The sequence below is a fragment of the Paenibacillus sp. NMA1017 genome, from assembly GCF_058895805.1.
In genome coordinates this window covers 627869-639998 of the sequence record NZ_JBZXYR010000003.1, presented here as the reverse complement: position 1 = coordinate 639998, position 12130 = coordinate 627869, and the positions used below count along the sequence as shown (strand labels likewise).

At 43.4% G+C, this 12130-nt stretch carries 13 protein-coding genes; all 13 read right to left on the bottom strand.

What is annotated here, in order from left to right; genetic code table 11:
- Positions 1-121 precede the first annotated feature (121 nt).
- Positions 122-358: a carbon storage regulator CsrA gene (gene csrA, locus AC5ELV_RS11795; protein WP_493430333.1), complete on the bottom strand. Its 237-nt coding sequence runs from the start codon at positions 356-358 to the stop codon at positions 122-124.
- Positions 358-801 carry a flagellar assembly protein FliW gene (locus AC5ELV_RS11790; RefSeq protein WP_069009988.1) on the bottom strand — a complete coding sequence of 148 codons (444 nt, stop codon included), beginning with the start codon at positions 799-801 and terminating at the stop codon, positions 358-360. The genes csrA and AC5ELV_RS11790 overlap by 1 nt, the downstream gene beginning before the upstream one ends.
- 83 nt (positions 802-884) lie before the next feature.
- Complete coding sequence (gene flgL, locus AC5ELV_RS11785) at positions 885-1793, bottom strand: flagellar hook-associated protein FlgL (RefSeq protein ID WP_069009989.1); 909 nt, start codon at positions 1791-1793, stop codon at positions 885-887.
- A 23-nt stretch (positions 1794-1816) separates the two neighbouring features.
- Positions 1817-3397 carry a flagellar hook-associated protein FlgK gene (flgK, locus tag AC5ELV_RS11780; RefSeq protein WP_493430332.1) on the bottom strand — a complete coding sequence of 527 codons (1581 nt, stop codon included), beginning with the start codon at positions 3395-3397 and terminating at the stop codon, positions 1817-1819.
- Positions 3398-3412: 15 nt separating this feature from the next.
- The gene (locus tag AC5ELV_RS11775) at positions 3413-3913 is read right to left on the bottom strand and encodes a flagellar protein FlgN (RefSeq protein WP_039271503.1); all 501 of its coding nucleotides are present in this window, start codon (positions 3911-3913) and stop codon (positions 3413-3415) included.
- A 10-nt stretch (positions 3914-3923) separates the two neighbouring features.
- Positions 3924-4199, bottom strand: coding sequence for a flagellar biosynthesis anti-sigma factor FlgM (flgM, locus tag AC5ELV_RS11770; RefSeq protein WP_039271505.1), 276 nt, complete (start codon positions 4197-4199; stop codon positions 3924-3926).
- Between the two features lie 197 nt (positions 4200-4396).
- Positions 4397-4807 (bottom strand): TIGR03826 family flagellar region protein, encoded by a 411-nt coding sequence (locus AC5ELV_RS11765; protein ID WP_493430331.1) that lies wholly within the window; start codon positions 4805-4807, stop codon positions 4397-4399.
- Positions 4808-5545: 738 nt separating this feature from the next.
- Entirely contained in the window at positions 5546-6013 is a 468-nt protein-coding gene (locus AC5ELV_RS11760) for a LysM peptidoglycan-binding domain-containing protein (RefSeq protein ID WP_493430330.1), read from the bottom strand.
- A 382-nt stretch (positions 6014-6395) separates the two neighbouring features.
- Complete coding sequence (locus tag AC5ELV_RS11755; protein WP_493430329.1) at positions 6396-7223, bottom strand: ComFC family protein; 828 nt, start codon at positions 7221-7223, stop codon at positions 6396-6398.
- An 86-nt stretch (positions 7224-7309) separates the two neighbouring features.
- The gene (locus AC5ELV_RS11750) at positions 7310-9424 is read right to left on the bottom strand and encodes an ATP-dependent helicase ComFA (RefSeq protein ID WP_493430328.1); all 2115 of its coding nucleotides are present in this window, start codon (positions 9422-9424) and stop codon (positions 7310-7312) included.
- Positions 9425-9623: 199 nt separating this feature from the next.
- Positions 9624-10064: a hypothetical protein gene (locus AC5ELV_RS11745; protein ID WP_493430327.1), complete on the bottom strand. Its 441-nt coding sequence runs from the start codon at positions 10062-10064 to the stop codon at positions 9624-9626.
- 168 nt (positions 10065-10232) lie between these two features.
- On the bottom strand, positions 10233-10955 hold the full coding sequence (locus tag AC5ELV_RS11740) for a response regulator (RefSeq protein ID WP_007432713.1): 723 nt from the start codon (positions 10953-10955) through the stop codon (positions 10233-10235).
- A 4-nt stretch (positions 10956-10959) separates the two neighbouring features.
- Complete coding sequence (locus AC5ELV_RS11735; protein WP_013312293.1) at positions 10960-12120, bottom strand: sensor histidine kinase; 1161 nt, start codon at positions 12118-12120, stop codon at positions 10960-10962.
- Between the last annotated feature and the right edge of the window lie 10 nt (positions 12121-12130).

The window sequence follows — 12130 nt, the reverse complement described above, 5'->3', positions numbered from 1 at the left end:
GCCGCCCTGAAGAATTACCGTTCTATATTATATATCGACCTTTCCCACAGAATTGTTTATAGCATTCTAAAAATTTTCTTTAGTATTCTTCCAATATCAGCAGCCCATATTCATTTCTTTACTAAGTATTGCTTCCCTCTCCCATTTCCAACATGGCATTCTTAAGAGCTTCAAGGTTCATAACTGCGTTTTGATTGTTATCCTGGATTGCATCAAAAATCTCTTTGCGATAAATATCTATATCTTTGGGTGCTGATATACCTATCTTTACATTATCTCCTTCAACGGAAAGCACGGTTATTACAATATCATTATGGATAACAACAGACTCACCTTTTTTTCGAGATAAAACAAGCATCAGGATTCACCACCCTGCTCTTTATGTCTTAACTTCTGCCACAACGCACTTCTTGTAGTATAATCGGTATTTTGTAAAACAATCTGTTTGCCAATAGACTTCTCCACATTGAAAATTAAAGGTGCTAGCAAATTGACTGTTATCTTCTCCTTATTACTATGCCAAGTCACAATACAACGAACTGCAATCTGCTCTCGATCTATTACACCGATATCTGCAAGCGCATCACTAGATAGTTCAAACTCATAATCAGGTACAAAATCAAAAGGATTGACCGTAATAAAGGTGACTGTCGCCTCTTCTACAGCGCTCAAAATACTAAATAGCTCATTATGCTCTTGTAGCCTATATTCACGTAAATGCTCAAAACCAGGTAGTCCCTTAGGAAAAGCAAAAACCAATTCTTCATTAAGCCATCTTTTTTCATCTAATTTCGGGGTCATTGTTTATCCTCCTTAAAAATCAACAAAAGAGCTACGGATTTTTATCCATAGCTCTACAATACAAATGTCAAAGATTCAAAAGATTAACGCATAAAATCCATTAAAGAAGGCTGCATAATCTGAGCGGATGATTTCAAGGCTGCCTCATAAATAGTTTGGGCAGAGGTTGCCTGAATCATCAAGCTGGCAATATCGGCATCTTCAGTTTTGGATTGCAAGGTCGTCAAATTCAGATTACGGTCATCAAGACGGGATTGAACCAGTTCTACACGGTTTGTGCGTGCCCCAACCTCAGACTGACTAGCCTGCATTTTTATGAAACGAGATTCAACATTTGCGGACTGAGCTGCAATAGCACTATAGCTGCCACTAGACAAGGCTGCGCTCAAGTTATCCATAATTTTAAAAACGTTATCCGTATCCGTTGACGCTCCAAAAAACTCACTTCCAGAAGTATTCACCCGAAATGTAGATTGATCTCCAATTGCATAATTCACAGCGCCTTGATCCGCATCAATTTGATCATAACTTGTCACAGTACCGGACAGCTCGTAAGGGGCCTGATCATATTTTTGACCGTTAAAGATATATTTACCACGAATTTGGCTATTTCCGATATTGGTCATTTGTTCCTTAAGCTGATCCACTTCCAACTTAATTGCATCCAATCCGGATTGGGGGACAGTTTCACTTGAAGCTTGAACCGTCAGCTCTTTTAACCGTTTCATGACATCTCCAGCCTGCTGCATCGTAGAATCTGTGAAATCTAACCAGCTTACGGCCGCATCAGCATTGCTGGAATATTGCTCATTAGAAGCCAACTCAGCTCTGTAGCGAAGAGCATAAGTCACACCCACTGGATCATCTGAGGGTTTATTGAGTTTGCGACCAGTTGTAATCTGATTTTCCATTTTACTCATATTGCTATAATTACGATTAAGGTTACTGAGCGTCTGCATACTCATCATCCCCGAGGTTACTCGAATCGCCATACACTACCTCCTACTAATCTAAATTAGAGCCCTACACGGCCTGTACTATTAATCAGCTTGTCCAGCAATTGATCGAATGTCGTCATAAAACGAGAAGCCGCACTATAAGCATGCTGAAACTTGATCATGCTGGACATCTCTTCATCCAGGGACACCCCGCTGACAGACTGTCTACTTAAATCCACCTGTTCTGTCAAAAGTTGTGCGTTCTGTGACTGACGTTCCGCCTCCTGAGTCTGTACTCCAAGTTGTCCAACAATAGAGCTAAAATAATCATCCACTGACGTCGGAGTTGATAGAGCAGTCCCAAAATCGAATTTCACATTTTTCAAGTTAGCCATAGCCATAGCTAACGCATTATTACCGAGCACTACTTTCTCATCTGTCGTTCCTGCTCCATCTACCCGTAATGAGGTCGCAATTTTATTAGGATCACTTTGTATATCAGGATTTAATGTAATATTACCAGCTGTAATCGCGGCACCGTCTTTAGAGGTAAAAAAGGCATCACCTTTGGTAGGAGTTGTCCCACTAATTGTATAGCCCAACTGATGAAGTCCATTGATACCTTGGACAGTAACCTTCAAATCGTTTGTTAAAGTCCGGTTATTATTAGCATTAGAGTAGGTAACCGCTGTATTATTGGGTCCCGTATTCAATACCGTTCCTTCTGGAAGCACAGTTCCTTTCGGAAGGGTAACTTCAATATTTCCGTTGGCCAATGTGTTTGCCAATTGGTTTATCTGATTTTTATAATCCGTAACATATCTGTCACGTGATAATACCATTCCGTAAACTTCGCCGCCAGTCAAGGTGCCACCTGTAAAAGCAGCCTGAAGACCGTCCGCAGTTACTGGAGTAAGTTCGCTACCAGTTACAACTATCTGTCCAGCTACTGTTACTTGATATCCGTTATCTAGTTGAGTAACCTGCACATTAGCCAGTTTGGACAATTTATCGATCGCATAATCTCGCTGATCTCTCAAATCATTTGGATTATCTCCCAATGATTCCAACTTGGTAATATTCCCGTTTAAATCAACTACAGATTGTAAGAGGGAGTTCATCTCTGTTGTCTTCAAAGTAATATTATTGGTTAAATCGGAATCTAGGGCGTCAAGCTGCTTACTTGTCTGATTCAACGCATCCGTTAAAGCCAACGTAGTCTCTTTTACGATTTTACGGTTAGTTACGTCCTGAGGATCCTGACTCAAATCCGACCAAGCATTCCAAAAATTATCCATTACTTTGCGCATTCCTGTGTCAGAAGGCTCATTCATAATCGTTTCGAGCTTATTCAGAGTATCGTAGCGGATACTCCATCCACCTAAAGAGGAGTTTTCATTACGATACTGATCGTCCAGAAACGTCTGACGGACGCGCTCAATAGCAGTGAATTCAACCCCTGTACCCATTTGACCTCGTACAACAGAACGATTCAAACCGTAGGCTTCCATAGATTCCGAGGCCTTCATACTAACCACTTGTCTGGAGTAACCAGCTGTGTTGGCATTCGAGATATTGTGTCCGGTTGTATTTAATGCAGCTGTTTGTGTGTTTAAGCTTCTTTTCGCTGTTTCTATACCATGAAATGTTGAGACCATGTTTTCCTCCTTCAATTAGGCGCGTGTATCAAATAGTCCCGCTCGTACTGATGATGTGCTCTTATCAGCTGGACGCTGATAAACCGCTTCAGATTCCGCATAATATGACATACTCTCAATGGAAAAATCAATATAGGAAAGCGCTTGTTGTATAAGCTGTTGATTCAACTCATTTAAATTTTTCAATTCTTCAAGCGTATCCGCTAGATTTTTTTGAATGTGAAGGAGGCGCTGCTTATCTTCTACATCAAACACAAGACGAGACAACTCCGTAATATTGAGATTCAGCTTGGACTTAATACCACGTTCCTGCAAAAATTCATATGCTGCCTGCAGGCGCCGTTCATCCAGCTGTTCAATGTGTCTGGACATCTTCGATTCCTGATTCATGACTAAAATGAGCTGATCTACCTTATTTGATATCAGTGCTTCTTTTTTTTGAGTTCCTAATGCAATCAACTGCTCGTGAGCCTCTCTAAGCTGCTCCAGCACATCAATCAATCGCTCTAAAGGCATAATCCTTCACCTAGCTTTCGGAAGACTGCTTGAAGTAAGGTAACAGCTTCTCTGCAATTTTATCGGCATCTACACGATAGGTTCCAGAAGCTACTTGTTGCTTAAGCTCCTGAATTTTCTTAACTCGGTCTGCATCACTGCTGCGGTTCAGCATTTCCATCGCTTCCGGAGAAATCGAGACCTCGTCCTTGCGGCGAGACTTCTTAAGCTCCTCTTGACGCCCTGTTTCAATATTTCGTTGGTATGGATTAATAGCTCCGATGCGGTTGGTCTCGTTAATTTTCATAACTTCCACCTTCCTTAGTTATTTGATATGGTCAGAATGTATCAGACGACATAGCGTCGAACATGGTTCGTAATTATGCCTCACTTCTTTATTTTGTGCATGGTTGCTAAAAATAAAAAAACCGATAAGCTCTATAAAGATTATCGGCGGTATTTGAAACTTTTTGAATAGCTGAATGCGTTTTTAATTCCCCTGTACTACTTTCCACGAAGTTTATCAATCGCGCTGTAGGTACCTGAGCCCATATTATTACCTTGATCCTGATTACTACTTTCGCGTACAGCCTGATGCAGGTCTTTAGTCAGACGTGTTCGACAAGAATCGCACATATGTCCTTCACGAATCGGTATCCCGCATACCTCGCAAGGATACGTCATATTGGGCGCATTAGCAATGGAAATACGTCCCTCACGTATAAATGTCGTGATTTGCTTTACGGATACCTCAGTAGCCTCTGAAAGCTCATGCATATGAATGCCCTTGTTTTCACGTATATGTTTGACACAGCGTTCGTATTCAATTTCAATTTCTTTAATACAGTTCTGACAGATTCCCCTGACGTTCTTAATAAACAGCTTTCCACAGCGAGGACAGTTATCCAAATTCATCCACTGTAGCGCCCCTTTCCAATTTCCGATCTTTAATTACTTTTATCCTTACATTAACTTATAATGAAGAGCCTCGTCTAGCAAATATTTCAAAAAAAGATTTTCAGATTTTACACAATTGCACATCTTATAGGTTATCATATTAAAAGTATAAGAGAGAATGACCCATCCGTAAAAGTTTGTCTACATCTATATGCAATGACATAAAGAATGTAGGAAGCAAATAAATCCTTATTGCTCCACCTATTGCATGTGTCTATTTATCGTCAAACTTCGCTCCATACTTTAGATGAAAATAAAATAAGCGCCATTCCAGTTATTTTAGGGAATAGCGCTTCATTATACAATTAAAATAGCTATATATGAATATGAGTAAATGTAGAAATTAAATTTCAAGATGAGGAAAAAACCGGGCGAAACAATCCTCAGAAGAATTCATGTTCACCTGTGCCCCGAATGACATCAAGAAAACCTTGTAAATCCGGGGGAACGGCGCCCATACGAATGCTCCGCACATGGAGTGTGGGTATTCATAAATCTCATGGACCTAACATCATCTCAACTTATAAGCTATCTGAAATCAAGCTAGATGCACCATTGGAAATTTGCAGCCCAAAAAAACAAGCTATTGCACAAATAATTATTCAAAAAGGCATTGTTTTAATAGAGGCCTTCCCGTATACTATAGTCAAACGCTTGGTTTAAAAAACACATTTCATTATACATTTATAATGATAATTATTTATTTGTGTTTGTTTGCGGTACTTGCAGTTCTTGACCTACTTTAACTAGGTTGTTGATTTTAACCAGTTCTTCAACAGTTACACCATATTTTTCAGCAATAGAAGCCAGTGTGTCACCATCTTGAACATTTACTGTGATTGTATTTACAGCAGCTGGTGTTTCAGTTGTAGTCGTTGCTGGTTTTGTGGTTGTTGCTTGATTGTTGTTCTCAGTAGCTGGTTGAGCTGGTGTTGTAGTTGCTGCATTTTCAGTAGTTTCAGTTCCAAAAACTTTTGCTTCAAATGCTTTTTGTGCTGCTTCTTGTTGTTGAATCATTTCTTGTTGTTCGGCTCTATCTTTATTACGCTCTTGTCCAGATGCTGCCATTGCATTGCCAGATGCAAGTGGACTCAACAAAGATACTGCACCTAAACTAACTGCCAACATGCTAGATACTGCTACTTTTTTCATTACGTTTTTCATGATTTTTCTCTCCTCTTTTTAGCTTTAAATTTTAATTAACTGCTTTACTACTGAGCGAGACACTCCCAATGTCCGCTCTTTAGTCATTAGCTAATCACTTATTACCAATCATGTTAGCTATCAACAGATAGAAATTGTACTCCTCTTTTCCAAAAAAATCAACCTCTAAATTGAAATATTCTGTTTTCATCCCTCACTTCCTTACTTTTTGTTTGTCTCTATATTTTTATTATATATCTTCCTCTAGCTCGTTGTCAAATCCTGCTGATTGTATGGTTTAAAAGACTTTTGCTCTAGCAGCTAATTCTTCCACTAAGGAAATTATAACCTTTTTTTCATAGTTTCAAGCAAAATAATCATGAGAAATACTGGAGATTTAGACTTATGATCTGGCTAAAGTCAGGCAAAAAATAGTCAAATGTATTCCTTGCTCTAATGCCTTTTCTCTCAAAACACGTGCACACGCCTGCAATGTGCTCCCCGTTGTATAAATATCATCTACAAGCAAAACAGTAACGGAAAGCTTGTTTTCCGTAACACATTGAGATTTAGCTTTTAAAATAAAAGACTTCAGCAAATTTGTCATATTGGGATGGACAGAAAACGCATTATTCATTGTGTTCATGCGTTCCTTTTTTGATTTAAAGCTTTGTTTGCCTGTATCTTGTGGACGAGCAAGTAAAGATAGGAAGGGTAGCTTATTCCGCTTAGCGATCACTTCTGCCAAGATACGAGCCTGATTGAAGCCACGCTCTGTCAGCCTCTTCTCACTGACCGGGACACAGGTCACTACATCCACACTCCACAAGGATCGCTTGCAACGAGAATGTTTATGAACTGCAAACTCATCCCTCATCGCCTGATAGGCTCGATTCATGATCTCACCCAGCAAGGAACCATACTTTTCATTCCCGCGATATTTGAACTGTCCAATCCATTCTCTCATCATCGGTGTATAGCTGGTTGCACTCCGATTGCACACAAAGTGACGTTCCAATCGGTCAAATTTTGCGCAATCCGGGCAAAACGTCGGACGTCCGCAATGAACACAACGAATGTTGTATACCCAAGGAATTTGAAGCGAACAAGAAGTACATATCCCGGGGAATTCAGACAAACGCCCTGTGAGAGTGCCGCAAGCCATACATGTTTGGGACTGGCGATGGAATAACCAATTCAAAAATAGACGGGTTATTGGAATCATTCCCATACCAAAATGCACCTTTCTTGGTAGTTTACGTACCGACATTGTTTCAGGTTTCACATTTCCAAAAAAACTTTTTTTATTTAATGCATTTAGTGCTTCTCCTCTTTCAGGTATCCTCTTTTCCGAGCCAGTGCATTCATTCGTTTAATTTGTCTAATCGCTCTCTTTTGGCCTCGAGTCCATTGGGGGGATGTAAAAATAACACCTCCACATGGATCATCCTTGGACCTTCCCGCGCGACCAGCCATTTGGACAAGAGAAGATTCATCAAAAAGACTGCTGTCCGCGTCTAATACATACACATCACTCCGTGGAACAGTCACCCCTCGCTCCAAAATAGTCGTTGTAACCAGAACACGTATCTCAGTAGCTCGAAATAAGCGTACTTTAGCGGTTCTTTCCTCATCCTGTGAGGAGGTACCCGCAATAGGTACATCAGGCAATTGTTTAATCAGCAGCTCCACAAGTCCCTGAATATGTGAGATTCGTGTCACAAACAGGAAAACCTGTGCTCCACGTTGTATGGATACGCGTAGGCGTTGAATCAACGATGCGGGAAGCCGACCTTTTTGCAGCCAATGTTGTACTGAGGCAGTTCCCAGACGAAATGGGACAGGTAGAGGATGACGATGAAAACGAACGGGAACCTTGGCGTGTGGCAGTAGACCGCGTGCAGCCTCTTTCTGTAAAGCATTCGGTGGTGTAGCAGACAAATAGATAAACTTTCCCCTCGGCTTACATACTGCTCGTGCAGCAAAGGCAAGCATAGGATCATTGTGATAAGGAAAGGCGTCAATCTCGTCAATCACAACCAAATCAAAGGCTTGATGGTAACGCAATAGCTGATGTGTCGTTGCCAGTGTCAGCTGTCCCTTTTGCCACCGTTCTGCGCTTCCTCCATAGAGCGTCACCATGCTCACATCGGGAAAAGCAATGGCCAAACGAGGGGCTAACTCCAGTACCACGTCGCGACGTGGTGTTGCCACAAGCGCCGTTCCTCCGTGGTCCAGCACATACTGCAAGAGCGGAAACATCATTTCCGTCTTGCCTGCACCCGTTACGGCCCAGAGCAGAAAACGTTCTGCCGTAGTATCAGGTACCTGCCAATCAGCGTTGTACCTCGCACCTTCGCCAGGTTTCGGCGAAGACTGCCTGCTACGGGCAAGGTTGCTGCCCTGCGAAGTGGCAGCATCTAATCCCCGGCGCGCAACCATGTCGCGCCGGAACAACGCCCGGAGCCCACGGCCTTCCGGGCGAAAACGTTCCCTCACTTCGCCGTGCGGTGCGGCCAAAAAGCGCAGCCCCGCTTCGGCGGCGGCGCGCTGCGCAGGGCTCAGTCCCCAGCGGTCGAGTTCAGTCGTCGGGGCTATGCCTGCTGTGCGTGGCAGGGCGGGTTTTGCTGCACCGCGCAGCAGCAACGAGCATTCACGGCTGCGCCCGAGTGCGAGACATGTCTCGCAGTAAGCACACGCCTTACGTCCGCACGATGCACAGCTCGTGCGGTGCACTATCCCGCTGCCACAACGGTTGCAGCGAAGTTCATGCGTACGCGCGGCAGACCAGCGCATGCGTGATGCTGGAGCGAGGCCAGCAGCAAAGCTGAGTCGGCCTTGCAGATATGCAAGTTGTGCAGCGGATCGCCAAGTATGCTCCAAACCTGGCGCTGCCTCTGCCAGCAGCGCTTCGGCTTCCGGAACGAGTAACTGACGTCCTGACAACAAATTAGCCAGCTCATTCGCTTGTTGTGTCAAACACTCTATATCCAATCCATCAATTCCCGTGGGAAGGCTCCTTTTTTGAATAGAATGTAAAACTCCGTTTATTTCCCGTCTCTCATCCCCACCTTCTGTGCAAGAAGTCCAACCTTGTACCTGATCCCAAATGCATATATTTTCTACTCCTCCAGATAAAATTCGTTCTCCGTCAAAAGGTTCAAGAGCCATCTCACTTTTTAGCTGTGCGAGAATATAAGCCCACCACTCCCGCCTCCCCCACCGCTTCATATCTGCTAATTCCTTAAAGGTTTCGCACAGCTTTACTCCCCAGGACAAGGGAAACTCCTCTCCTAATAACACCCACCTTTCGACAACATTCTCCTGCCCCTTATCTCGATTCATCCACCATGTCATATCTACTCGAATATCCACAGATAATTGGAGATTCCAAATCCCCTTATATCTAACTGCATATACTGAAATTTTCACCTTCCCCTGCTCCTCCCATTCATGTTTTTTGGGTTCTTGTCACCCCAGAGAACAGCAAAAAAGCACACTCCTATGGCTAATAGCCTGAAGTGTGCTTCACATCAAGTAGATCTCAACGAAATCCCTGTCGTCTTGCCTATGCAACTGTTTATAAACATTTATATCCGATTTTGACCACGATGTCCACAATCCCCTGTCGCTAAGGAACAAGTGGGGCGTCTGCCAACGACTTGACCGTTCTAAGATCAATAACAACCTGCTTTTCACCGCCTGACTTCGGTAAAACCGGGTTCCCCGGTGAAAAACGACTTGAAATGACTGAAACATCCATATGACTATAGCGCACTAGCCGTGTCAGAATCGGTAGCGTATCGTCCATAGATTCATCATCCAGCACTGTCACATGTAGCGGCCTCCGGTGTAGCCAGGCAAGTATGTTCAGCGAACGCATCACCCATTCCACACGATCTCCGTCATTGGACGTAATCACAATATAGCGAGTCGAACGATGACCCGGAGATATCGCGCATGAATCTTCGCCATTGTGATATGCCTGAACCGCCTGTCGTATATACATAAGATGCACGACTGCGGCTCCCACACCGTATATAAGCAATATCCAAACCAAGTGAGCCGTCACGAGGGTTCCACCTCCTCCTATAGCGACAATATATGCCGTATAACAGGAAGAGGTGTCACGGTTATGTACTGGGTTTCCGTATGAGCAGACAAATCGCTCCAAAAGAAAGGCGAAACAGCATCCATATCTATTAGCAGCTGCATCGTCTAATGCATGGAAAACTACACTTTACAGCGTAACCCATCCATATTTAATTGAGTTAATAACTGCTTGTGTGCGGTCATCAACCTCCATTTTTTGCAAAATACTGCTGACGTGGTTTTTGACCGTTTTCTCACTAATGAATAAATATTCACCGATCATCTTATTGCTCTTGCCTTCAGCCATCAGACGCAGCACTTCAGCTTCACGACGGGTCAATGGATTATTTTCACCTGCGACAAACTTCACGCCGGCTTCCTTCGTATGACCTTCAGCCATAGCCCCTGTTTCGTTCAAGTAGGTCATCCGGCGAAGCTGCTGAATGAGTTTACCCGTTACCTTCGGATGGATAAACGCATATCCTTCATGTACTGAGCGAATAGCATTAATGAGGGACTCGGCCTCCATATCTTTCAACAGATAACCATTGGCTCCCTTGCGCAACGTCTCGAATACATAGCTTTCATCATCATGAATGGATAAAATGATAACTTTAACATCCGGGAACATCTCACGCAGTTTTTCAGTTGCCTCTACACCATTTTCAATTGGCATATTAATGTCCATCAGAACAATATCCGGTTTCTCTACGTTACAGAATTCCAACACTTGAATACCGTCGCCACATTCTCCGATGACCTCAATGTCGTCCTCCATATTCAAAATACGTTTAAGTCCTTCACGGAACAACTGATGATCGTCCGCTAAGAGAACTTTAATGGGTGCATTACTAATTTCTTGATTTTCCATGTTGTTACTCCTTTCCCTTTTCCACGTTGGTTGGGATATGAATCACTATCTTGGTGCCTTGATTCTCAGCTGATTCGATCTCCATTCTCCCCTCGAGCAGTTCAACCCTTTCCCGCATACCAATCAGCCCAAAATGCCCATGATCTTTGCTTTTTTGCTGAAAAAGCTCTGGCTTGAAGCCCAAACCATTATCCTGCACCACGATTTTTACAAGCTGCGCCTGATAGGTAATCTCAACAAGCACATAGGTAGGATAAGCATGCTTGGCAGCATTGGTCAAAGCTTCCTGGATCAGACGGTAAATGGCTGCTTCCATCGCGGAAGAGAGACGGTGTTCCTTGCCCCTTGTTTCAAAAAGCGATCTAATCTTCGTTTTTTCTTCAAAATCCTGCACATATTTCCGGAGCGTCGGAATAAGTCCCAGATCATCCAGGGCCATAGGACGCAAATTGAAAATGACCTTTCGCATTTCCTCAAGACTGGAGCGAACCTGTTTCTTCAAGTCTACTATTTCGTCCTGAACCATCTTAAATTCCTGCTTGGCGATCATTCTTTCCACAATTTCCGTCCTAAGCACTAGATGCGCAAGGAGCTGTGCAGGTCCATCGTGAATTTCACGGGATATGCGTTTGCGCTCCTCTTCCTGAGCCAAAATAATTTTCAGACCAATAAACTGCCGGTTTTTGGCCGATTCGATGATCCGCGTCACTTGTCCCAATTCGCCCGACAAATATTCCAGCACGACCCCCATCTGCGAACCGATGGTTTCGGCGCGCTCGACAGAAGCCTCGACACTTTTGGCCCGCTTTTGAAGATCATCTCTTCTGGCTTTGAGATACATTTCCTTCTCGCGGAAAATCATCACATCGAGTTGAAGCTGTGTTGCCTTCTCATAAGCCTGCTTGATATCCTCTTCCGAATAGCGAACGAAGTCACGGCTGACCTCAGTCAACCGAATGCGGGACCGCCGATAGTTCATTTCCAGCTGGTCCACCTTTTCGATCGTTTCTGCCGTTTCCTTCAAGACGCTCTGGAGCTCCTGATTTAACGTGACCAGCTCGGTCCGGGCCGTGTCCAATATTTCGAACATCTGATATTTGCTGTTCTCCATCACCTGGATGGCATTTTTAATGACTCGGTCTATGATATCGGCTTGAAAGTCCACAAATGTTCTA

What these genes read in the sequence shown, in the direction of transcription:
- csrA (WP_493430333.1), bottom strand. Translation starts at nt 358, where the DNA reads ATGCTTGTTTTATCTCGAAAAAAAGGTGAGTCTGTTGTTATCCATAAT.
- AC5ELV_RS11790 (WP_069009988.1), bottom strand. Translation starts at nt 801, where the DNA reads ATGACCCCGAAATTAGATGAAAAAAGATGGCTTAATGAAGAATTGGTT.
- flgL (WP_069009989.1), bottom strand. Translation starts at nt 1,793, where the DNA reads ATGGCGATTCGAGTAACCTCGGGGATGATGAGTATGCAGACGCTCAGT.
- flgK (WP_493430332.1), bottom strand. Translation starts at nt 3,397, where the DNA reads ATGGTCTCAACATTTCATGGTATAGAAACAGCGAAAAGAAGCTTAAAC.
- AC5ELV_RS11775 (WP_039271503.1), bottom strand. Translation starts at nt 3,913, where the DNA reads ATGCCTTTAGAGCGATTGATTGATGTGCTGGAGCAGCTTAGAGAGGCT.
- flgM (WP_039271505.1), bottom strand. Translation starts at nt 4,199, where the DNA reads ATGAAAATTAACGAGACCAACCGCATCGGAGCTATTAATCCATACCAA.
- AC5ELV_RS11765 (WP_493430331.1), bottom strand. Translation starts at nt 4,807, where the DNA reads ATGAATTTGGATAACTGTCCTCGCTGTGGAAAGCTGTTTATTAAGAAC.
- AC5ELV_RS11760 (WP_493430330.1), bottom strand. Translation starts at nt 6,013, where the DNA reads ATGAAAAACGTAATGAAAAAAGTAGCAGTATCTAGCATGTTGGCAGTT.
- AC5ELV_RS11755 (WP_493430329.1), bottom strand. Translation starts at nt 7,223, where the DNA reads ATGGGAATGATTCCAATAACCCGTCTATTTTTGAATTGGTTATTCCAT.
- AC5ELV_RS11740 (WP_007432713.1), bottom strand. Translation starts at nt 10,955, where the DNA reads ATGGAAAATCAAGAAATTAGTAATGCACCCATTAAAGTTCTCTTAGCG.